Below are 22000 nucleotides of genomic sequence, written 5' to 3' on the forward strand. Positions count from 1 at the left end.
TCTTGGTTTTTGCGTGAAATAGTCAACCAAGCACTTGCTTGGTTGACTACGCTTGCTCCAGATCAGAAATAAGGGAGCAAGTCGCATGTCCGCTGCTTTTCGTTTGCCACTGGACGTCTTCTACGAGCGCGAAGCCCGTCATCCGCGCCAGCGCTTTCTGGTCCAGCCGACCGGAGGCGGCCAGGTCGAAACGCTGACCTGGGCCGATGTCGGCCATCAGGCGCGCTGCGCTGCCCACTGGCTGCGGGCTCGCGAATTGCCGCAAGGCAGTCACATCGCATTGATCTCGAAAAACTGCGCTCACTGGATCATCGCCGACCTCGCGATCTGGATGGCCGGGCATGTTTCGGTGCCGCTGTACCCCAATCTGACCGCCGAATCCGTGGCCCAGGTGCTCGATCATTCTGAAGCCGCACTGGCGTTCATCGGCAAGCTGGATGACTGGCCGGGCATGTCCGTCGGGATTAGGCCTGACCTGCCGACCATCAGCCTGCCGCTGTGCCCGGTGGGCACTTTCGATTTCAGCTGGGCCGACCTGCAACGCAGCTCACCGATTCAGGACGACCCCAAACCCGCCGCCGATCAACTGGCGACCATCATTTACACCTCCGGCACCACGGGCCAGCCAAAAGGCGTGATGCACAGTTTCGGCACTCTGGGATTTGCCACCACCCATGGCACCCGGTTGTTTGGCCTGAATGAGTCGGATCGCCTGCTGTCTTACCTGCCGCTGTGCCACGTCGCCGAGCGGATGTTCGTCGAGCTGGCAGCGATCTACACCGGGCAAACAGTGTTTTTCGCCGAGAGCCTCGACACCTTCCTCACCGATTTGCAGCGTGCCCGACCGACCGCGCTGTTCGGCGTGCCACGCATCTGGACCAAATTCCAGATGGGCGTGTACAGCAAGATCCCGGCAAAACGCCTCGACTTCCTGCTCGGCCTGCCTTTCATCGGTAAACGGGTAGGGCACAAAGTCCTCGCCGGGCTGGGGCTGGACGCCTTGCGCATTGCCTTGTCCGGCGCGGCGCCAGTGCCACAGGCTTTGTTGAGCTGGTATCGAAAGCTGGGGCTGGACGTGCTGGAGGTTTACGGCATGACCGAAAGCTGCGGTTACTCCCATATCGGCCTGCCCGGTCAAAACAAACCCGGCTGGATCGGCAAGCCCTGCCCGGAGGTCGAGGTGCGTATCGAGCCGTCCGGCGAAGTGCTGGTGCGCAGTGGCGCGACCATGCTCGGCTATTTCAAGGAGCCTTTGAAAACCGCCGAAACCCTCACCGAGGACGGTTTCCTGCGCACCGGTGACAAAGGCGAGGAAGACGCCGAGGGCAACCTGCGCCTGACCGGGCGCCTGAAGGAAATCTTCAAGACCAGCAAAGGCAAATACGTGGCCCCGGCGCCAATCGAGAATCGTCTGGCGGTGCATTCGCGGATCGAACAAGTGTGCGTGGTCGGCGATGGCTTGAGCGCGCCACTGGGGTTGTGCGTGTTGTCGGCGGTCGGTCAGCAGGACGCCAGCGGGACGGCGAGGGCGGGTTTGCATTCAAGCCTGGAACAACTGCTGGAGGAGGTCAACGGCGTCCTCGACAGGCATGAACGCTTGCATCGGCTGGTGGTGGTCAAGGACAGTTGGGCGGTGGAAAACGGCTTCCTGACACCGACCCTGAAGATCAAGCGCAACATGATCGAAGCGGCTTACGGTGCGCGCTTCGAAGAATGGAGCGCGCGCAGCGAGGCGGTGCTGTGGCAGGATTGAGTCACGAACAACACCAACAAAGGAACGCAACGATGACTCTGTGGCGCACCACTCCCAACATCGAGCAGTTGAACGCTATCCAGAAAAACACCATCGGCGAAGTGCTGGATATTCGCTTCGAAGCTTTCGATGACGAGTCGCTGACCGCGAGCATGGTCATCGACCACCGTACGCACCAGCCTTATGGCTTGCTGCACGGCGGCGCTTCGGTGGTGCTGGCCGAAACCGTTGGCTCGATGGCCAGTTTCCTGTGCATCGACGCCAGCAAGTTTTATTGCGTGGGCCTGGAAATCAACGCCAACCATTTGCGCGGTCTGCGCAGCGGGCGGGTGACGGCGGTGGCCAAGGCGATTCACATCGGGCGCACCACCCATGTCTGGGATATTCGCTTGACCAGTGATGAGGGCAAGGCCAGTTGTGTGTCGCGGCTGACCATGGCGGTGGTGCCGTTGGGGGAGAATCCGCCGGCGCGATGAGTTTCGGCATGCTCTGTGTAGCAAGGCGAGGGGGCATTCTTGCTCCCCCGCCATAGCCCTGACCCGACTGTCATCATTCCTGTCAGTTACGGTCATTGCTGTAGGACGCCGTCTTACGGACAATCAACGTCTGTTTTTCGCACATGGATCTGCCGGTATGTCGCAACAGATATTTTTCGCCCACGCCAATGGCTTTCCTTCGGGGACCTACAGCAAGTTGTTCGCGGCGCTGGCGCCCGAGTACCAGGTGGCGCATCTGGAGCAGCACGCCCATGACCCGCGTTTTCCGGCGGACGACAACTGGAACAATTTGGTGGATGAGCTGATTCATCACCTCCAGCAGCAGCCGGAGCCGGTCTGGGGCGTCGGCCACTCTTTCGGCGGCGTGCTGCACCTGCACGCCGCGTTGCGTTGCCCTGAGTTGTATCGCGGTGTGGTCATGCTCGATTCACCAGTGCTGACCCGCACCGATCAATGGGTAATCCGTGCCGCCAAACGCTTCGGATTCATCGATCGCCTGACCCCGGCCGGTCGCACGTTGGGGCGACGGGAAGAGTTCGCCGATCTGGAAGCGGCCCGCCTGTATTTCGCCGGTAAAACCCTGTTTCGTGGCTTCGACCCGGAATGCTTCGAAGCCTATCTTCAACATGGTTTGCAAAAGGTCGGCGACAAGCTGCGCCTGCGCTTCGACCCGGCCACGGAAATCAGCATCTACCGTGGCGTACCGCACACCAGCCCTGGCCGCGCGCGGCAGTTGAAAGTGCCGCTGGCAGTGGTTCGCGGGCACAAGAGCCGCGTGGTGATGCGTCATCACGCCCGATCCGTCGGGCGCATGCCTCTGGGCGAGTCCTTGACCCTGCCCGGTGGCCACATGTTTCCCCTCGAACGTCCACAAGACACGGCCACACTGCTGAAGAACCTGTTCAGTCGCTGGGACAGTCGCCGCCAACAGGATTGCGCATGAGCAGCGTTGTTGAAGAAGTTCGCCTGAGCCTGCCGCATATCGAGTTGGCGGCGCACCTGTTCGGTCCCGAGGACGGTTTGCCGGTGATTGCCTTGCACGGCTGGCTGGACAACGCCAACAGCTTTGCCCGGTTGGCGCCGAAGCTCAACGGCTTGCGCATCATCGCGCTGGACATGGCCGGGCACGGTCACTCGGGGCATCGGCCGAACGGCGCCGGTTACGCGCTGTGGGACTACGCCCACGACGTGCTGCAAGTGGCCGAGCAGTTGGGATGGAAACGTTTTGCGCTGCTGGGGCATTCCCTGGGGGCGATCGTCTCGCTGGTGCTGGCCGGGTCGTTGCCGGAGCGGGTGACTCACCTGGCGTTGATCGACGGCATCATTCCTCCTACAGACAAAGGCGAAAACGCTGCCGAACGCATGGGCATGGCCCTGCAAGCGCAGCTGGATCTGCGGGAAAAACGCAAACCGGTCTACAACACCCTCGACCGGGCCATCGAAGCGCGCATGAAAGGCTTGGTGGCGGTCAGTCGCGAAGCTGCTGAACTGCTGGCCCAGCGCGGCTTGATGCCGGTGCCGGGCGGTTATACTTGGCGCACCGACAGCCGCCTGACGCTGCCATCGCCGCTGCGTCTGACCACTGAGCAGGCGATGGCTTTCGTCCAGCGCGTCAGTTGTCCTGCACACTTGGTGGTCGCGGCTGACGGCATGCTCGCCAAACATCCCGAGTTGCTGGAACGTCTACCCTTTAGCCATGAACAGTTGCCTGGCGGCCATCACTTGCACCTCAATGACGAACCCGGTGCCGGTCTTGTCGCAGACTGTTTCAATCGGTTCTTCGCCGTTCCTTGACTTGCGTCGGGCAACTGTCGAGGCTGGGCGGGTTGAAATGGGAGACAACCATGATAGATCTGTACACCGCAGCGACCCCGAATGGCCACAAGGTCTCTATCGTGCTCGAGGAACTCGGCCTGCCCTACACGGTGCATGCCTTGAGTTTCGACAAAAAGGAACAGAAGTCCGAGGAGTTCCTCAAGATCAACCCCAATGGCCGGATTCCGGCGATTGTCGACCGCGCCAATGGCGATTTCGCCGTGTTCGAGTCCGGCGCGATTCTGATTTACCTCGCCGAGATGACCGGCAAACTGCTGCCCCAGGATCCGAAAGGGCGCTCGGTGGTGTTGCAGTGGCTGATGTTCCAGATGGGCGGCATCGGCCCGATGCAGGGCCAGGCCAACGTGTTTTTCCGCTATTTCCCGGAAAAGCTCCAGGGCGCCATCGATCGCTATCAACATGAAACCCGACGCTTGTATGAAGTGCTCGACACGCGTCTGCAAGCCGTGGAGTTCCTGGCGGGCGAGTACAGCATTGCTGATATCGCGACCTTTCCGTGGGTCCGTGGCCATGACTGGTCCGGTGTCTCGGTGGACGGCTTGCCGGCCTTGCAGCGCTGGATAGCCGCCCTCGAGGCGCGCCCTGCGGTGCAGCGCGGTTTGCGGGTGCCGGAGCGCATCGATGATGCCAGTGTCATCAAGGGTGCCCAGGCCATGTTGATCCGATGAGCCTGTCCATGCGTTCACTCACTCTGCTGGCGCTATGCAGTTTCAGTCCCTGGTTATTGGCTGCTGACATTCCTGGCAGTCAGGACCTGCCTATCGTGCCGCGCATGACCGATGCGCAGATCGTCGACTATCGCCCGACGGTGGAACTCGAGCGGATTTACCCGCTGGGTTCGATCCGCAAGATCAGCGGCCAATTGCGTTTCGACGGCCAGGTCACCGCTCGCGGTCAAACCACCTCGGTCACCTATGAATTGCCACCGGAGCATTCCTCCACCGATGCCTTCACCGCCGCCCGCGAAGCCTTGCAGAAGCAGGGCGCCGAGCTGTTGTTCTGGTGTCAGGCCCGGGATTGTGGCGAAAGCAGCCTGTGGGCCAATGAAGTCTTCGGTAACGCCAAGCTCTATGGCGCCGATAATCAGCAGGCTTATTTGCTGCTGCGTCTGGCGGCCCCTCAAGACAACACGCTGGTGGCGCTTTACAGCATCACTCGTGGTAATCGCAGGGCTTATCTGCACGTCGAACAGTTCGATGCCTCGGCGCCGCTGGGTGATTTGTTGCCGACGTCCGCGACGTTGCTGCGCCAGCTCAAAAGCACCGGGAAACTCGATTTCCCCAAACTCGACGGCGACCCTGACGACACCTGGCTGCGTTTGATTTCCCGAGGCCTGAACCTGGACACCACACTGCGAGTCAGCATTTCCGGAGCCAGTGCCGAAGCCTGGCGCCAGGCGCTGATCGGCCAGGGCGTGCGCACGGCGCGGATGGAAACCGGCAGCGTCGAAGGCTCTGGCCTGCACTTCGAACTGTTGCGATAAGCTTCATTTGGCAAATGCGTTCTGCGCATTTGCCTACTCTTTACGGACTGACTTTTTTCGGGATCTTACATGGTCAATAACGATCGGCTGTTGGTGCAGATCCTGCTGCTGGTACTGTTTGGCGCGAGTTTATGGGTAATGGCGCCGTTCTGGTCGGCACTGTTCTGGGGCGCGGTGCTGGCGTTTGCCAGTTGGCCGTTGATGCGTCTGTTGACTCGTTGGCTCAATGGTCGTGAATCCCTGGCGGCGCTGTTACTGACCCTCGGCTGGATGCTGCTGGTGGCGGTGCCGCTGGTGTGGCTGGGGTTCAACCTGGCGGATCACGTGCGCGATGCCACGGCGTTCATCAAGGATGTGCAGGTCGATGGTCTGCCTGAAGCGCCGGCCTGGGTTGGCGGTATTCCTTTGGTCGGCGAGCGGCTGGTAGGAATCTGGAACAGCATCGATCAGCAGGGGGCGGCGATGATGTTGGCGATCAAGCCATATCTGGGTCAGGTCGGTAACTGGTTGCTGGCACGCAGTGCGCAGATTGGCGGCGGGATCCTCGAGTTGACGCTGAGTATCGTGTTTGTGTTCTTTTTCTACCGGGACGGGCCGCGTTTGGCGGTGTTTGTCCATGGGTTGCTGGAGCGGCTGATTGGCGACCGCGCCGGGTATTACATCGAACTGGTAGCGGGCACCGTGCAACGGGTGGTCAACGGGGTGATCGGTACAGCGGCGGCGCAGGCGGTACTGGCGTTGATCGGCTTCCTGATTGCCGGCGTGCCTGGGGCGCTGGTACTGGGGATCGTGACGTTCTTGCTGAGCCTGATTCCGATGGGGCCGCCGTTGGTGTGGATTCCGGCCACGGCGTGGCTGGCCTGGAAGGGTGAGTATGGAATGGCGGTGTTCCTCGGGATTTGGGGGATGTTCATCATCAGCGGGGTCGACAATGTGCTTAAGCCGTACCTGATCAGCCGGGGCGGGAATTTACCGTTGGTAATTGTGCTGCTTGGGGTGTTTGGCGGGTTGATTGCGTTCGGGTTTATCGGTCTGTTCATCGGCCCGACGTTATTGGCCGTGGCTTACAGTCTGCTGACCGATTGGAGCAAGAGTCAGGCTCGGGTTGAGGATCGCCGGCCCTAATTTTGCTGGGGTTTAGGGCCTAATCGCGAGCAGGCTCGCTCCCACACTTATTTTGTGGCCGACACAAACCTATTTGGGAGCGAGCCTGCTCGCGAAGCTTTTTGACTTAAGTGGTCACGTTCAGGTGTTTGCCCACGGTCGCCACGTTGTCGAGCGAATACTGTTTGCTCAGGTTGGCGATCATTTTGTTCAGGGCTTCGGTCACGTTGAACTGATTGGTCGAGCTGTCGGAATTCTGCTCGCGGCCGGCTTGCAGGGCGGCTTTCAGTTCATCGCTGCTGACGCCACCACTGCTGTCGCTATCGAGTACCTTGAGCAACGCGGCGCTGTTGTCGGTAGAAGTCGACGAAGTGCTGTCGCTGGCCTGTAACGCGCTGCTCAGTTCCGTGGCGGTGACACTGCCATCGCTGTCGGTGTCGAGTTGGCTGAACAGCTCTTCGCTGGACATCTGCTGCGGCGGCGGTGGCGGCGGGGTCAGGCTGGCGGCGAGTTCGTCCTGGCTGACGGTACCGTCTTCATTCTTGTCCAGGGCCGAGAAGATTTCCGAGCTGTCGGCCGTGCTGCCGGTGCTGCTCAGTCCGTTGCTCAGCTCATCGCTGCTGATTGCGCCGTCGCCGTCTGTGTCCAGAGCGCTGATCAGCGCATCGGCCAGCTCGGTGTTCGGTGCCTGATCGTGCGACGGTGGCGGCGGAGGGGCCATCGCGGCCATTTCCTCGCTGCTCAGGCTGCCGCTTTCGTCGCTGTCCAGGTCGCTGAAGTTCTTGCTCAGGCTGACCAGCAGACCATCGTCGGTTTTCTGCGACAAGGCGCTCTTGAGCTCATCCTGATCCACCGCGCCGTCGCTGTTATTGTCGAGTTTGGCGAGCAGTTCTTTCTGGAATTGCTGGCTGCGGGCGCTGTTGGTGACGGTGTTGCTGCTGGTGCCGGTATAGCTCGTGTAGCTGCTGACACTACCGATCATTGTGCTCACTCCTTGGAATGGGAAACCGGTGGGTGCACCGGTTCATGCAGCCTCAAGGGGCAAGTTGTCGTGGGTATGTGGGATTTGTACCGTCCGGTACACAAACACAGGTATCAGACTAGCCTGCGATCCTGTGGGGGGCGGGCTTGCTCGCGAAAGCGGTGTGCCAGGTGACATCAATGCTGACTGTGCCGTCGTCTTCGCGAGCAAGCCCGCTTGTGTATGGCTCAGGCGCGGGGCAGGCGGATGACAGCGGTCAGGCCTCCGCCGGGGGTTTCTTCCAGGCTCAACTGCCCACCCAGACGTTCCGCGGCTTCCCGGGCGATGGTCATGCCCAGGCCAACACCGCCGGAGTTGCGATTGCGCGAACCTTCGAGGCGGAAGAACGGTTCAAACACCGCTTCACGTTTGTCCGCTGCGATACCCGGGCCATGGTCGATGACCCGGATCACCAGCGCCTCGCAGCTGTCCTCAAGCGTGATCAGCGCGTCCCCGGCATAACGCAAGGCGTTGTCCAGCAAGTTGTTGATGCACGAGCGCAAGGCCATCGGCTGTACTTCCAGCGGCGTGCAATGGCCGCTGCTCTCAACGTCAGCACCTTGATCCTGGGCGTTTTCGCTCAGGGACTCCACCAGAGCCTGCACGTCCATCCATTGTGGCGCCTCGCTGGTGCGCTGTTCGTGCAGGTAGGTAAGGGTGGAATCGAGCATGCCGATCATGTCGTCCAGATCCTGACGCATCTGGCCTTGCAACTTGTCGTCGTCGATCTGTTCCAGCCGCAGCTTGAGCCGCGACAGCGGTGTACGCAGGTCATGGGACACCGCGCCGAGCATGCGCGAGCGTTGTTGTATTTGTTCAAGAATGCGTTTCTGCATCAGGTTGAAGGTGTGCGCCGCTTGCCGCGCTTCCCGTGGGCCGGACTCATCCAGCGGCGGACTGTCGAGATTTTCACTCAGGCGCCCGGCGGCGTCGCTCAGCCGCTGAATCGGGCGGGTCAAGAGCTTGGCGCCGTACCAGGCGGCGATGATCAGCGAGACAAACTGAAAGGTCAGTGGCACCAGTGGCCCGCCGAACCACGGCCGCGGCGGTCGATTGCCGAAACGCGGATCCATCGGTGGAGGTGGTCCGTCCATGCGCTCGGAAAACTCCGAAGGCGGAGGGGGAGGCGGGGGCGGCCCGTAATGCCTGAACCATAAAAAAGCTAACAAATGCGCCAGTACGATCGCCACCAGCAGCATGCCAAACAGGCGGCCGAACAGCGTATCGAAGCGCGCACGCATCAGCCGATGTCTCGTGCGTCGAACAGATAACCCTCACCGCGAACGGTCTTGATCAACTGCGGGGCTTTCGGGTCGTCGCCCAGTTTCTGACGCAGGCGTGACACCAATAGATCGATGCTGCGATCAAACGCTTCGATCGAGCGACCGCGCGCGGCGTCCAGCAGTTGTTCGCGGCTGAGAACCCGGCGCGGACGTTCGATGAACACCCAAAGCAAGCGGAATTCGGCGTTGGACAGCGGCACCACCAGGCCATCGGCGGAGATCAGCTGACGCAATACGCTGTTTAATCGCCAGTTGTCGAAGCGAATATTCGCACGCTGTTCTGAACGGTCGTCGCGCACCCGACGCAGAATGGTCTGAATTCGTGCGACCAGTTCCCGTGGCTCGAACGGCTTGGCCATGTAGTCGTCGGCGCCCAGTTCCAGGCCGATGATCCGGTCGGTGGGTTCGCAACGGGCGGTGAGCATCAGGATCGGAATGTCCGATTCGGCGCGCAGCCAGCGGCACAGCGACAAGCCGTCTTCGCCTGGGAGCATCAGATCGAGTACCACCACGTCGAAATGTTCGGCTTGCAGCGCCTGACGCATGGCGGCGCCATCGGAGACGCCACTGGCGTGGATATTGAATCGGGCCAGGTAGTCGATCATCAGTTCGCGGATCGGGACGTCATCGTCGACGATCAGGGCGCGAATGCTCCAGCGTTTGTCATCGGCCGGCGCTTTTTGATCGTCGTTCAGAGGTGCTGGGGAGTTGTGCATGCGTGCGTTCATCTGCCAGGTAGGCTGCCAACCACAAAGATAGGCTGCGAGGTTGTGGCTTCAGCATAGGCGTCCGGCCGTGAGGCGGGAAGTGCTGTAGGATTTGTTGCGGCTGACGAGGGTAGCGTTGAAGGGTGTTGTGGGCGTGTCGTGTGTGTATCGGGCTCGACACAATTGCCGCAGCAGCTAGTCTTGCCTGAGCCGCGACGACGAATTACCGATCATCGGGTCCCGCAGTGGCGTTGGTTCCGCTACAATGCGCGCCGATTTCGACTTGCCTGAGAGCCCACTCATGTCCGCCTGCCAGACGCCTATCATCGTCGCCCTGGATTTCCCCACCCGTGACGCCGCACTGAAGCTGGCGGATCAACTGGACCCGAAACTGTGCCGGGTCAAAGTCGGTAAAGAACTGTTTACCAGTTGCGCTTCGGAAATCGTCGGCACCTTGCGCGACAAGGGCTTCGAAGTGTTCCTGGACCTCAAGTTCCACGACATTCCGAACACCACCGCCATGGCCGTCAAGGCGGCTGCGGAGATGGGCGTGTGGATGGTCAACGTGCACTGCTCCGGCGGCTTGCGCATGATGGCTGCCTGCCGTGAAGTGCTCGATCAGCGCAGCGGCCCGAAACCGCTGTTGATCGGCGTGACCGTGCTGACCAGCATGGAACGTGAGGATCTGGCGGGTATCGGCCTGGACATCGAGCCGCAGGAGCAGGTGCTGCGCCTGGCCGCGCTGGCGGAAAAAGCCGGGATGGATGGTCTGGTTTGCTCGGCCCAGGAAGCCCAGGCCTTGAAAGCCGCTCACCCATCGCTGCAACTGGTAACCCCGGGGATTCGTCCGGCGGGCAGCGCCCTGGACGATCAGCGTCGCATCCTGACTCCGCGTCAGGCGCTGGATGCCGGTTCCGATTACCTGGTGATCGGCCGTCCGATCAGCCAGGCGGCGGATCCGGCCAAGGCGTTGGCGGCGGTCGTCGCAGAAATCGCTTAAGCGGCGATTCGCGGGCAAGCCTCGCTCCTGTAGGAGCGAGCGGTGCGGCGATCCGACTTGCCCGCGAAGCTTTTATACCTTCAACACCAACTTCCCGAAATTCTCGCCGCTGAACAACTTCATCAGCGTCTCCGGGAATGTTTCCAGTCCCTCGACGATGTCTTCCTTGCTCTTGAGCTGCCCCTTGGCCATCCAGCCGGCCATTTCCTGCCCGGCGGCGGCGAACTGTGCGGCGTAATCCATCACCACGAAGCCTTCCATCCGCGCGCGGTTGACCAGCAAGGCCAGGTAGTTGGCCGGGCCTTTGACCGCTTCCTTGTTGTTGTACTGGCTGATGGCACCGCAAATCACCACCCGTGCCTTCATGTTCAGGCGGCTCAGCACGGCGTCGAGAATATCGCCGCCGACGTTATCGAAATACACGTCGACGCCTTTCGGGCATTCACGCTTGAGGCCGGCGATCACGTCTTCGTTCTTGTAATCGATGGCACCGTCGAAACCCAACTCATCGATCAGGAACTTGCACTTGTCCGCGCCGCCGGCGATGCCGACCACCCGGCAACCTTTGATCTTGGCGATTTGCCCGGCAATGCTGCCCACCGCACCGGCCGCGCCCGACAGCACCACGGTGTCGCCGGCTTTCGGTGCGCCGACATCAAGCAGGGCGAAGTAGGCGGTCATTCCGGTCATGCCCAGCGCGGATAAATAACGCGGCAGCGGCGCCAGTTTCGGATCGACCTTGTAGAAACCTCGCGGTTCGCCAAGGAAGTAATCCTGCACACCCAAGGCACCGTTGACGTAGTCCCCGACGGCAAAGCCCGGATTGTTCGAGGCGATGACTTTGCCTACGCCCAATGCGCGCATGACTTCGCCAATGCCGACCGGCGGGATGTAGGACTTGCCTTCGTTCATCCAGCCACGCATGGCCGGGTCCAGGGACAGGTATTCGTTCTTGACCAGGATCTGACCTGCCGCCGGCTCGCCGACCGGTACTTCTTGATAGGTGAACGTCTCCCGGGTAGCTGGCCCCACGGGACGTTTGGCGAGCAGGAACTGGCGATTGATCTGGGTAGTCATGACAGGCACTCAAGGTGAATGAAGTCTTGTTGATAGACCTTCATGGGCGATGCTGCAAGGTTGGCTGACGCGGCGAATGCACATCGATCCAGTGCAGTGATAGTCAGGGCAGCTGTTCTATCACTGTCACTCATGGGCGTCCAACCGGCCTTCTGATAGTGCTGCCGTGCCATCGACCCCTGTGGCTAGACTGGGAACTCGCAATCCCCACATTCTTGCCTTCGAGGACATAACAATGAGCATGACGTTTTCTGGCCAGGTCGCCGTTGTGACGGGCGCGGCCAACGGGATTGGCCGCGCCACCGCTTTGGCGTTCGCCGCCGAGGGTTTGAAAGTGGTGGTGGCCGATCTGGACGTGGCCGGTGGTGAAGGCACTGTGGCGCTGATTCGCGCCGCTGGCGGTGAAGCGACATTCGTGCGCTGCAATGTCACTGTGGAAAGCGATGTAAAAAATCTGATGGACGAGGTCGTGAATGCCTACGGCCGTCTCGACTACGCCTTCAACAATGCCGGCATCGAAATCGAGAAAGGCAAACTGGCCGAGGGCACGCTTGATGAGTTCGACGCGATCATGGGCGTCAACGTCAAAGGCGTCTGGCTGTGCATGAAGTACCAATTGCCATTGCTGCTGGCCCAGGGCGGTGGTGCGATCGTCAATACCGCTTCGGTCGCCGGCCTGGGGGCTGCGCCAAAGATGAGTATCTATGCCGCCTCGAAACACGCGGTGATTGGCCTGACCAAGTCTGCGGCCATCGAATACGCGAAGAAAAAGATCCGCGTGAATGCGGTGTGCCCGGCGGTGATCGACACCGACATGTTCCGTCGCGCCTATGAGGCGGACCCGAAAAAGGGCGAGTTCGCCAATGCCATGCACCCGGTCGGGCGTATAGGTAAAGTCGAGGAGATTGCCAGCGCGGTGTTGTACCTGTGCAGCGACGGCGCGGCGTTCACCACCGGTCATTCGCTGGCGGTGGATGGTGGGGTCACGGCGTTTTAATCAGGCATTTCGATATACCTGCTTTTGTGGCGAGGGAGCTTGCTCACGCTGGGCTGCGTAGCGGCCCCAAAAATCTGACAACCATTGCCGGTTTTTGTGAGTGCTACGCACTGGAGCGCCAGCCCGGTCAAGCGGGAGCAAGCTCCCTCGCCACAGGTTTCTCAGCATTACGCACACTGCCATCGGTTCCGTGAAAGCACTGGGCATTGTGTTTCAAATGGTTAGAACCGACGGTTTTGGCGGTTTTGTCGCACATCTTGTCGAGCGCTCCTGTGATTAACTGTTTCCCGCAAAACAGACAGGAGTTTGCTTGCTCATGGAGTTGAGAATCGATCGACAGGCATTGGTGCCGGTCGTGCAGCAAATCGTCGACGCATTGGCCGACTGGCTCCGTCGCGGCGAAGTGCCGCCGGGTACACGTTTGCCTTCCGTGCGGCAGATTGCGCGGATTAATCTGCTCAGCCAATCCAGTGTCGTCGAGGCCTGTGAGCGGTTAGTGGCTCAAGGGGTGCTGGCGACACGTAGCGGGGCGGGTTTCTTTGTCGCGGCAACGGCGCTGGCCGCTCACGGGCAGCCGGATTCCTTCTGGTTCGAGGGCGTTGAGGCGCAGCAGAGTGGCGTTGCGGGCGAATTGAAGCTGGGTTGCGGCGGATTACCCGAAAGCTGGCGCGAGACGGACGACCTGAGCTATGCAATACGCCAGGTCAGCCGCACCGACATGGCTGCTTTGTTCAACTACAGCACCCCGCTGGGCCTGCTTGCCCTGCGCCAACAGATCCTCAAGCGGCTGAAGCAGCTGGATATCTCGGTGGATGAAAATCGAATCCTGACCACGGCGGGTGCCAGTCATGGACTCGACTTGATCGTGCGCGCGTTGTTCAAGCCGGGCGATTGCGTGGTGGTGGAGAGCCCCGGTTATTCAATGCTGTTCGATTTGCTCAGGCTGCACGGGGTCCGCATGATCGAGGTGCCACGAACCCCTCGCGGTCCAGACATCGAAGCACTCCAGACATTGTTGCTGAAGTACAAACCCCGAGGCTTGTTCATCAACAGCTTCTATCACAACCCGACCGGTAGCAGTTTGACCCCGGACGTCGCTCAGCAGGTGTTGCAACTGGCCAGAAGCCATGGCGTGCTGGTGATAGAAGACGACGTCTATGCGGATTTGCACAGCGGCCCCGGTACGCGTCTTGCGGCACTGGGTATCGATGACAACGTGATCTACGTCGGCAGCTATTCCAAAACCCTCAGCAGTTCGTTGCGGGTCGGCTTTGTCGTGGCGGGTGCCGACGTCATTTCGCGACTGGCCGAGGTCAAGATGATCAGCAGCATGGGCGTCTCGCGGTTTTGCGAGTCGGTGCTGGCGTGTCTATTGGCCAGTGGCGCCTATCGCAAAATGGTCCAGCGCCAGCGTCAGCGTTTAAGCACCGACAGGGAAGCAGCCTTGCAGGTGCTCGAGGATGCGCAATGGGAGGTTTTCGGCAAACCCGCAGGTGGCCTGTTCATCTGGGCGCGCTCGCGCAAGTCCGACGCCGTTCAGGTGCGGGTTCAGGCGCGGCGCTTCGGCATCCTGCTGTCATGCGCAACGGCATTCAGCCCCACCGGCCAGGCCCAAGACTGGCAGCGCATCAACGTTGCCTATGCCTGCGATCCTCGCGCTCGGGCATTTTTTCAAGCTACCGCTCGGGATCGACCTCAAGCATTCTGAAAACGACGCGGGCGTAGCTTTTTGCCATTATTCCGACGCCAGAGACTTGTGTTGGCACAAGCCCGTTGCGAATCTGCATCAACAGACAATGGCAGGGGGCTACGCGCAATGATTTCGGCCGTGCAAGGACGTTTTGCCAACCTCGGTATGGCGAAAAAACTGGGTGTCGGGTTTGTACTGGTGCTGCTGTTGACAGCCCTGGTGGCTGCCATCGGCGTATGGTCCCTGCAAACCATCAGTCATCGCTTCGACGGGCTCAAGCAGATGTCGTCGCTCAACAGCGGTTTGCTCAAGGTGCGTTTGCTCGAGCAGGACTACGCCTTGCGCGGCGACCCGAAAACCGTGGACGCCTTGCATTCGGGGGTGGACGCGCTGATCGCTCTGGCGACCGAACTCAAGGCACAGTCTGCGGCTAACGTGCCGGTGATGAATGACGTCGAACAGTCTCTGGGTGCCTATCGCAAGGCTTTTGACGAGTTCGTCTCGCTGAGTCAGGCCAAGGACCTGGCGTTGGAAATGGCCAGTTGGTCGGTGTCCAGCGTGGCCAATAACCTGGATGTGCTGCAGGCCGGGCTTAGCGATGATGGCGCCTATGCCTTGAAGGAGTCCGAGGGCAAGGACGGCGCGCAATTCATCGACCAGGCGAATCAGGTCAGTCAGGTCTCGCGGCTGATGCTGCAGGCCATGAACGAAGCGCGTGTACGCCTGGATCAGAGCCGCAAAGGCGACGACAGTGCCGGGCAGGGCAAGATCGAACAGGCCGATCAGGCGCTGACCCAGGCCGAACAGTTGAAAGCCACGGTCAAGGATGAGGGCTACCAGACGGTCCTCAATGAAGTGTCCGGTCATATCGGCAGTTTCAGTGAAAAACTCGCCGAGTACACCGGCCTGTTGGCACAGGAAAAGACCGTTTCCGAACAACTCCACCAGCGCGCCGCGCAAGTGGTGGAACGGGTGGATCAGGCCTACGTCGCCCAAGATCACTCGATGCAGGCAGAGCTGAAAAAGAACTCGTTGTTGATCATCGGCTCCTCGGCACTGGCCTTGCTGGTCGGGCTGATTGCTGCGTGGGTGATTACCCGGTTGATCGTCGCACCGTTGCGCAGCGTGATCCGCGTCGCCCAGCAGATCGCCGCGGGCGATTTGAGTGCGACGATTGAGGTGACCCGCCGTGACGAGATCGGCCAGTTGATGCAAGCCATGCAGCAAATGGGCGCTGGGCTCAGCAGCATCGTCAGTGGTTTACAGGCCGGTATCGAACAGCTGGCAAGCTCTGCGCAATCGCTGTCGGCGGTGACCGAGCAGACCAACCTTGAAGTCAGCAGCCAGAAAGAAGAAACCGAGCAGGTCGCCACCGCGATGAACCAGATGACCGCCACGGTGCACGACGTTGCACGTAATGCGGAGGAGGCCGCCCAGGCGGCACAGACGGCTGACGGCAAGGTCGAAAGCGGTCAGCAGGTGGTGCGTCAGAGCATGGCGCGGATCGAGCAACTGGCGGACTCGGCCACCTCGGCCAGCTCCAGCATCGAAAGCCTCAGTGCGGAAATCCAGAATATCGGCACGGTGCTCAGCGTGATCAAAAGCGTGGCCGAGCAGACCAACCTGTTGGCGCTCAATGCGGCCATCGAAGCGGCGCGGGCGGGTGAGCAGGGCAGGGGCTTTGCGGTGGTGGCCGATGAAGTTCGGGCGCTGGCCAGGCGAACCCAGCAATCTACCGAGGAAATCGAGCGTCTGGTCAGTGCCTTGCGCTCGGCGGCGCAGTCGTCGGTGCAGCAGATTCAGAGCAGTGGTGAGTTGGTGAAACTGGCGGTGAGCGATGCGTTGCAGACCGAAAGTGCATTGGGGAGTATTGCGGCGGCGGTGTCGCTGATTCAGCAGATGAACCAGCAGATTGCGGCGGCTGCGGAGGAGCAGAGCTCGGTGGCCGAGGAGATCAATCGCAGCGTCACGAGCATTCGCGCCAGTGCGGATCAGTCTTCATTGGCGATGCAGGGCAATGCGGCGTCGAGTATTGAACTGGCACAGTTGGGGAGTGAGTTGAGGGGGATGGTGGGGCATTTCAAGCTGTAGCAGCTGCCGAAGGCTCGGGCTGCGTCCGGATAGTCTATTGATTCTGGCGGCCCTCAATCCCAACGCAAAAAAAAGCCACCTGACCCGGTGGCTTTTCAGTATTTGCATGATCAGTCGTAGATCACTTTCTTCTTCCAGTCGGCATCCGCCTCGACGTCTTTGAGCCCTTCAGTCAGTTGGTTCACTTCGCCTTCAACCGGGGCGATCTTGTCCATGACTTGGTCGTTGGCGCGGGCCAGGAGTTTTTCCAGGTACTCGAGTTGTTCGCTGTAGGCCTGTGGCTCCGGTTGTTTGCGCAGGTATTGCACGCCGCGCTCGAAGGCCAGACGGGCCTGGCCCGGCTGATTCTGTTGCAGTGAATGCTGACCGAGGTTGTTGAAGAATTCGATGTGCAGCAGGACCAGGATATGGCGCACTTCGCGGATCCAGCGCTTGGCTTCGTTGGCCGGCAGGAAACCGTCCTGTGCGGCGCGGGTGATCTGGCCATGCATGGCTTCCAGCAGGAAGCGTACGTCTTTGGCCTTGGCTTCGGTCTGGATCGGTGCCGGCGGGTTGTTGACAGGGATCGATTCGCCCTGGGCGACCAAGGCACTCAACTCGGTAATCCGTGGCTTGAGCGTGGCGCTGGTTTTTTCCAGGTTGAGCAGGCGCTGGCAGACGTTCAATTCCAGGCGGGTCAACAGCAGCTTGAGTGCCGGTGTCATGAACTGACCGGGAAAAGTCTCGGTGATTTCGCCGCAGCGACGCAGGCGGTCATTGAGTTCAACCTTGGTGCGGGCTTTTTCCAGCTTATTGTTTTCCACCACATGGTTCATGTAGCCAATGGCGATCAATAGTGCGATCCCGGCTACGACTAGCAGGGTGATCATGAGTGGTGTCACCGGTAAGACCTCTTTATGGGGTTCGCGTGCGAGTCGAGTGTAGTTTGCTTGGCATATGGGCGCATAGCGTTGCTCGACGAGTGAATCGGCTATGGCTCTTTGCTTATATCGGCCGCAATGCTGCTTCTATAAGTAAATAGCGTGCGAGGTGCACATTGCCATCATCTCGGCATGGACTATAGCGTCTTGGTGGATGCCAGAATATAGGCGCCAAAGGTCAGGCGACACAAAAGCCTGAATCGCTGCCAAAGCAGGGCGAAGTCATTGATTTAAATAAATTTATATCTGGGGGTTGACGACCCCTCAATCCATCCATAGAATGCGCGCCACTTACAGCGTAAAGCACACAGCGAAACGCGGTAGGGAGTGAATGTTGTACGTGTGTCCCCTTCGTCTAGTGGCCTAGGACACCGCCCTTTCACGGCGGTAACAGGGGTTCGAGTCCCCTAGGGGACGCCAATGCGGGAATAGCTCAGTTGGTAGAGCACGACCTTGCCAAGGTCGGGGTCGCGAGTTCGAGTCTCGTTTCCCGCTCCAATTTTAAACAGCGTTGCTTTCGGGCAAGGCTGAGTGAAACCAGAACCAAGTCTTCGGATGCGGATCTGGGCACCGAAACACACACCATGTGTTCCGGGCAGCGTGTCCCCTTCGTCTAGTGGCCTAGGACACCGCCCTTTCACGGCGGTAACAGGGGTTCGAGTCCCCTAGGGGACGCCATTTGCGGGAATAGCTCAGTTGGTAGAGCACGACCTTGCCAAGGTCGGGGTCGCGAGTTCGAGTCTCGTTTCCCGCTCCAAATTCAAAAAAACGCCGCTCATTGAGCGGCGTTTTTTTATGCGCGTAAAAAACCTGCCTCAACTTCCAAGGCTCTGCACCAGGCTTTCAAGTGCTTCAATGGTTGTATCTTCCAGTGGCGGTTGCGCTGCTACCGCTCTAAGTTGGCTGGCCAAACGGTATTCGCTGGGCGTGCAGTTGACGAACTGCTTGAAGGCGCGGGCGAAGTAGGAAGGATCCTTGAAACCGGCCTCATAGCCGATGCTGGTAATCGGCATCTGGCTGTTGTCGAGCAGTTGTTTGGCGAAGCTCATGCGTTTGTCCAGGATGTAATCGGTAAAGCCGACGCCATTGGCTTCCTTGAACAGGCGACTGAAGCGAAAAGTCGTCATGCCGCAGCGCTTGGCCAAATCCCTCTGATCGATGCTGTCTCGAAAGTGCTGGTCGATGTACAGCATGATATGGCTCAGCGCCTGGTGTTTTTGGTGCCCGGAGGTCAGGCGGATGCTATCTGGCAGAGTGGGCGAGTGGTCGATCAGCAATGTCTTGTCCTGACCGGCATTGCGGCGCAACTCGCAGAGCTGCATCAGTGCCGTCAGGTAGCGCTTCCTTTCGGCGTTGGTGAGCGGGAGCACCATGTATTCCCAGACACTGGAGCGCATGGCCCAGACAGCCAGTTCTTCTGAGTGCTGCACGGTGAACATGGTAATCGGGATGGTAGGGGTGGTGCGTTTGATCTCCAGCAACAACCTCAAGCCGGGGGTGTCGGGGCGATCGAAATGGATGCAGATCATGTCTGCCTGTTCTCCGTGTGGCAGCACGGAATTTTTTGCCAGTTTGCAGTCGCAGGAGTCCTCGAACTGCGCGATGAGTTCCTTCGTGGAACGATCGTGAGTCAGATCGAACCAAAGCAGCGATGGCCTTCTGGTCATGTTGGACGTCATGTCTCTACTCTGGGGTTCTTCGTGCCTCTCTTCGCTGAGTAGTATTGCTAACGTGCTATCACTTTGCAGATTAAATGCTGATAAGAAAGACGAGTTTTAGTTCTATCTGCTCTATGCGTTATCTGGAAATCAGTCCCGGGCAACTTCCTGTTGGTGTGTCGTCTATGCATCAGGTATCAACCGCTCGTCGCTTGTAAATCGAAGTCAGTGGTTTCCGCGAGCCCTCTCTTGTTTTACCCCTCCTGTTACTTCTGCAAAGGCCAATAACCGTATTTGGCCGCACCCGCAAAAAAGTCCTAGTGATGTGCAAAATCTTCCTAACGCCCATGCCTTCCCCCTGACTAGTGTTGCATCCAGGCAGTGCAGAACGTACTGCCTTCCGGAAAAAACAACATTCGAGTGAGGTGGGCAAAATGATCATTCAAGCAATCAAGGCTTCGGTCGTGAAGTTCGTCAAAGACGAAGACGGCCTGACCATTGTGGAGTATGCGGTGGCGGGTGGGTTGATTACGGTAGGTGTTGTCGTGGCGTTCACTACCCTTGGACAAAATGTGAATGTCCAAATCAAGGCGCTTTGCAATGCCCTTAAAGGTAATGGTGGTACAGCTTGTTAATAACGATGACTCCCGGTGGGGGGACGCGGAGATGTCCATTGAGTAGTTCGTGCCTCTATTTTGCTGGTAGGGCTGTCGGACATCTTTCTAAATGGTCTTCGCGTCGTCTCTGCCTATATATGTTTCGAGCAGTATGACCGCTAGAGAGGTGAGCAAAATGCAAGCGTTCAAGACTTCGGTACTGAAGTTCATCAAAGACGAGGATGGCCTGACCATTGTGGAGTATGCGGTAGCGGGAGGGTTGATTACGGTAGGTGTTGTCGTGGCGTTCACTACCCTTGGGCAAAATGTGAATGTTCAAATCAAGGCGCTGTGCAATGCCCTTATCGCTAACGGCGGTACTGCTTGCTGATAACGATAATTCCACTAGGGGAGACGCGCCATGTCCATGGAATTGCTGGTGTCGACTGTTTTACTGCTAGGACTTCTGGGCGTCGCGGTGGTGAGCGATCTGCTTCGCCACCGTATCCCCAACATGCTGGTTTTGTTGGGCCTTGTCTTGGGCTTGGCCAGTCAGACTTATTCAGGTGGTTTCAGTGGATTGGGTGACGGCCTGTTGGGCATCCTGATCTGTTTTGCACTGTTTCTGCCTATGTATGCCTTTGGTGGCATGGCCGCCGGTGACGTCAAGTTAATGGCCATGGTCGGCAGTTTTCTACCGTTTCATTTCGCGTTGTGGGCTGCCATGTTCAGCTTGATTGCGGGAGGAGGGTGCGGTTTGTTGATCGTGCTGGTTCGCGGTCAATTGCTTCAGACCCTGGGGCGCTATTGGCTGATTCTGAGGGCGCATGCCTATCTGGCGCCGACTTCAGATGAAGTAGCCGGCAAGCCTTTCCCCTATTCGATTGCAATATTGATAGGCACTTTGAACAGCGTCTACTGGCAGCTCGTTGCCGGTGGATTGGGAGGTTAGTCATGCACGTCATCGTCGATAGTGATGCCTACACCAGCGATCGGAGCGCGGTGCAACGACTGGCTCCTCAGCCCTGCACAATCCGCGAAACCGGTTTGACCGATAGTTTCCTCGGCGAGTTGGTATGCAAGCATTTGTATGATGCCGGCGTGCTGGACATGCCACGGCTGGTGGAGCGCCTGGCGCTGACCGGCGCCGTACTTGAAGAGGTCCTGGCGTTTCTGCGCAAGGACGGCCGTGTCGAAGTCCTTGGCCAGATGGGACAATCGGGTGGACAGCTGCGTTATGGTCTGACCGAACGTGGTCGCAGTGCCGCCCGCGATGCCCTGTCGCGCAGCGGCTATATCGGTGCTGCACCTTTCCCGGTGAGCACTTACCGCTCCCTGATCAAAATCCAGACCATTCACCACGGTCGCATCAACGCCAACGATATGCATCGGGCTCTGGCGGGCGTCGTGCTCACGGAGGGGATGCTCGATCAACTGGGTGTGGCACTGAACTCCGGGCGCGCAATCATGATTTATGGCCCGGCGGGTACCGGCAAGACCTATGTCAGCAGTCGGCTGATTCGTCTGTTCGCCGAGGCCATCTGGGTACCTCATGCCATCGTGATCAACGAATCGGTGATCGAGATTTATGACCCGCAGGTACATCAGCGTCTGGATGACAACGGTCAACAGAACAACCTGATGCTCAACGAAGGGATCGATCGTCGACTACTGTGCTGCAAACGCCCGGTCGTCATTACGGGCGGCGAGTTGAGCATGGAACAGCTGGACGTTCGCTATGACCCCTTCACCCGTCAGTACCAGGCCGCCTTGCAGCTCAAGGCCAGTAATGGCCTGTTCATCATCGATGACATGGGACGCCAGCGCATGGCACCCGCCGAGTTGTTCAATCGCTGGATCGTCCCGATGGAAGAGAAACGCGATTTCCTCAACCTGGGCGGCGGCCGGCATTGCGAGCTGCCATTCGATCTGATTCTGGTGTTCTCCACCAACCTCAATCCCCTGGAACTGGCTGACGAGGCCTTCTTGCGGCGGATTGGCTACAAGCTGCAGTTCGGTTACCTGAAGCCTGAGGAGTACGAAAAGATCTGGCGTCAGGAAAGCGAGCGTCTGGGCATTCCTTTCGACCCGCTGTTGCTGCGTTATGTACTGCAAAGGCTTTATGCAAGTGAAGGCATGCCCCTGGTGCCTTGCCATCCCCGTGATCTCCTGAACATGGCCCTCGATCGTCAGCGTTATATCGGCGGTTCCGGGGCACTGTCACCGCAAGAGTTGGAATGGGCCTGGCACAACTATTTCGTCCAGCTCGACTTTCTTTGATACGGAG

At 59.4% G+C, this 22000-nt stretch carries 21 protein-coding genes, 4 tRNA genes and 1 pseudogene; 20 read left to right on the top strand and 6 right to left on the bottom strand.

Annotated elements, in window-relative coordinates; translation table 11 throughout:
* Window positions 1–85 precede the first annotated feature (85 nt).
* The 7 genes from AC30D7_RS21630 to AC30D7_RS21660 all read left to right on the top strand — a co-directional run bounded on the left by AC30D7_RS21630 (window position 86) and on the right by AC30D7_RS21660 (window position 6694).
* Window positions 86–1753, top strand: coding sequence for an AMP-binding protein (locus AC30D7_RS21630; protein ID WP_490135417.1), 1668 nt, complete (start codon window positions 86–88; stop codon window positions 1751–1753).
* 32 nt (window positions 1754–1785) lie between these two features.
* The gene (locus AC30D7_RS21635) at window positions 1786–2229 is read left to right on the top strand and encodes a hotdog fold thioesterase (RefSeq protein ID WP_096480908.1); all 444 of its coding nucleotides are present in this window, start codon (window positions 1786–1788) and stop codon (window positions 2227–2229) included.
* 157 nt (window positions 2230–2386) lie between these two features.
* Entirely contained in the window at window positions 2387–3193 is an 807-nt protein-coding gene (locus tag AC30D7_RS21640; RefSeq protein ID WP_490135418.1) for an alpha/beta fold hydrolase, read from the top strand.
* On the top strand, window positions 3190–4044 hold the full coding sequence (locus AC30D7_RS21645; protein WP_018926275.1) for an alpha/beta hydrolase: 855 nt from the start codon (window positions 3190–3192) through the stop codon (window positions 4042–4044). Before AC30D7_RS21640 ends, AC30D7_RS21645 begins: the two co-directional genes overlap by 4 nt.
* A 50-nt stretch (window positions 4045–4094) precedes the next feature.
* Window positions 4095–4754, top strand: a complete 660-nt coding sequence (locus AC30D7_RS21650; RefSeq protein WP_019581213.1) for a glutathione S-transferase family protein — start codon at window positions 4095–4097, stop codon at window positions 4752–4754.
* 8 nt (window positions 4755–4762) lie between these two features.
* The gene (locus AC30D7_RS21655; protein WP_019650391.1) at window positions 4763–5569 is read left to right on the top strand and encodes a DUF4892 domain-containing protein; all 807 of its coding nucleotides are present in this window, start codon (window positions 4763–4765) and stop codon (window positions 5567–5569) included.
* A 69-nt stretch (window positions 5570–5638) separates the two neighbouring features.
* Window positions 5639–6694, top strand: coding sequence for an AI-2E family transporter (locus AC30D7_RS21660; RefSeq protein WP_430954860.1), 1056 nt, complete (start codon window positions 5639–5641; stop codon window positions 6692–6694).
* A 106-nt stretch (window positions 6695–6800) separates the two neighbouring features.
* Here AC30D7_RS21660 and xopAW read toward each other — a convergent pair whose 3' ends face one another.
* From xopAW to AC30D7_RS21675, 3 genes are all read right to left on the bottom strand, one after another.
* Entirely contained in the window at window positions 6801–7655 is an 855-nt protein-coding gene (gene xopAW / locus AC30D7_RS21665; RefSeq protein ID WP_490135419.1) for a XopAW family type III secretion system calcium-binding effector, read from the bottom strand.
* 227 nt (window positions 7656–7882) lie between these two features.
* A complete protein-coding gene (locus AC30D7_RS21670) occupies window positions 7883–8935 on the bottom strand; it encodes a sensor histidine kinase (protein ID WP_490135420.1) in 1053 nt (350 codons plus the stop codon).
* Complete coding sequence (locus AC30D7_RS21675; protein ID WP_490135421.1) at window positions 8935–9693, bottom strand: response regulator; 759 nt, start codon at window positions 9691–9693, stop codon at window positions 8935–8937. Before AC30D7_RS21675 ends, AC30D7_RS21670 begins: the two co-directional genes overlap by 1 nt.
* A gap of 292 nt (window positions 9694–9985) precedes the next feature.
* Here AC30D7_RS21675 and pyrF point away from each other — a divergent pair, with 292 nt between their 5' ends.
* Window positions 9986–10684, top strand: coding sequence for an orotidine-5'-phosphate decarboxylase (gene pyrF, locus AC30D7_RS21680; protein ID WP_167331181.1), 699 nt, complete (start codon window positions 9986–9988; stop codon window positions 10682–10684).
* A gap of 72 nt (window positions 10685–10756) precedes the next feature.
* Here the strand turns inward: pyrF and AC30D7_RS21685 are convergent, their stop codons facing one another.
* Complete coding sequence (locus tag AC30D7_RS21685) at window positions 10757–11761, bottom strand: NADP-dependent oxidoreductase (protein WP_490135422.1); 1005 nt, start codon at window positions 11759–11761, stop codon at window positions 10757–10759.
* Window positions 11762–11996: 235 nt separating this feature from the next.
* Between AC30D7_RS21685 and AC30D7_RS21690 the strand changes: the two genes are divergently transcribed.
* The 4 genes and pseudogenes from AC30D7_RS21690 (at window position 11997) to AC30D7_RS21705 (ending at window position 16539) form a co-directional block, all read left to right on the top strand.
* Window positions 11997–12758: an SDR family oxidoreductase gene (locus tag AC30D7_RS21690; protein ID WP_018926266.1), complete on the top strand. Its 762-nt coding sequence runs from the start codon at window positions 11997–11999 to the stop codon at window positions 12756–12758.
* A 316-nt stretch (window positions 12759–13074) separates the two neighbouring features.
* On the top strand, window positions 13075–14466 hold the full coding sequence (locus AC30D7_RS21695; protein WP_490135423.1) for an aminotransferase-like domain-containing protein: 1392 nt from the start codon (window positions 13075–13077) through the stop codon (window positions 14464–14466).
* 147 nt (window positions 14467–14613) lie between these two features.
* Window positions 14614–15678 (top strand): annotated as a pseudogene (locus AC30D7_RS21700) (HAMP domain-containing protein); the annotation flags it as partial.
* On the top strand, window positions 15676–16539 hold the full coding sequence (locus tag AC30D7_RS21705; protein WP_370741109.1) for a methyl-accepting chemotaxis protein: 864 nt from the start codon (window positions 15676–15678) through the stop codon (window positions 16537–16539). The pseudogene AC30D7_RS21700 and the gene AC30D7_RS21705, both read left to right, overlap by 3 nt.
* A 110-nt stretch (window positions 16540–16649) precedes the next feature.
* On the opposite strand, the gene AC30D7_RS21710 is transcribed toward AC30D7_RS21705, so the two are convergent.
* Window positions 16650–17408, bottom strand: coding sequence for a hypothetical protein (locus AC30D7_RS21710; RefSeq protein WP_490135424.1), 759 nt, complete (start codon window positions 17406–17408; stop codon window positions 16650–16652).
* Window positions 17409–17803: 395 nt separating this feature from the next.
* Here AC30D7_RS21710 and AC30D7_RS21715 point away from each other — a divergent pair.
* The 4 genes from AC30D7_RS21715 (at window position 17804) to AC30D7_RS21730 (ending at window position 18216) form a co-directional block, all read left to right on the top strand.
* A tRNA-Glu gene (locus AC30D7_RS21715) sits at window positions 17804–17879 on the top strand.
* Between the two features lie 2 nt (window positions 17880–17881).
* Window positions 17882–17957, top strand: a tRNA-Gly gene (locus AC30D7_RS21720).
* 104 nt (window positions 17958–18061) lie between these two features.
* Window positions 18062–18137, top strand: a tRNA-Glu gene (locus tag AC30D7_RS21725).
* Window positions 18138–18140: 3 nt separating this feature from the next.
* A tRNA-Gly gene (locus tag AC30D7_RS21730) sits at window positions 18141–18216 on the top strand.
* A 58-nt stretch (window positions 18217–18274) separates the two neighbouring features.
* On the opposite strand, the gene AC30D7_RS21735 is transcribed toward AC30D7_RS21730, so the two are convergent.
* Complete coding sequence (locus AC30D7_RS21735) at window positions 18275–19138, bottom strand: helix-turn-helix transcriptional regulator (RefSeq protein WP_096480901.1); 864 nt, start codon at window positions 19136–19138, stop codon at window positions 18275–18277.
* A 413-nt stretch (window positions 19139–19551) separates the two neighbouring features.
* On the opposite strand from AC30D7_RS21735, the gene AC30D7_RS21740 reads away from it, so the two are divergent.
* The 4 genes from AC30D7_RS21740 to AC30D7_RS21755 all read left to right on the top strand — a co-directional run bounded on the left by AC30D7_RS21740 (window position 19552) and on the right by AC30D7_RS21755 (window position 21993).
* Window positions 19552–19752 (top strand): Flp family type IVb pilin, encoded by a 201-nt coding sequence (locus AC30D7_RS21740; protein ID WP_349746983.1) that lies wholly within the window; start codon window positions 19552–19554, stop codon window positions 19750–19752.
* A gap of 157 nt (window positions 19753–19909) precedes the next feature.
* Window positions 19910–20104 carry a Flp family type IVb pilin gene (locus AC30D7_RS21745; protein ID WP_349746982.1) on the top strand — a complete coding sequence of 65 codons (195 nt, stop codon included), beginning with the start codon at window positions 19910–19912 and terminating at the stop codon, window positions 20102–20104.
* A 30-nt stretch (window positions 20105–20134) separates the two neighbouring features.
* Window positions 20135–20665, top strand: coding sequence for an A24 family peptidase (locus AC30D7_RS21750; RefSeq protein WP_349746981.1), 531 nt, complete (start codon window positions 20135–20137; stop codon window positions 20663–20665).
* Between the two features lie 2 nt (window positions 20666–20667).
* A complete protein-coding gene (locus AC30D7_RS21755) occupies window positions 20668–21993 on the top strand; it encodes a DUF8689 domain-containing protein (protein WP_490135425.1) in 1326 nt (441 codons plus the stop codon).
* Window positions 21994–22000: the final 7 nt, after the last annotated feature.

The sequence above is a fragment of the Pseudomonas sp. DF5 genome (assembly GCF_058148225.1).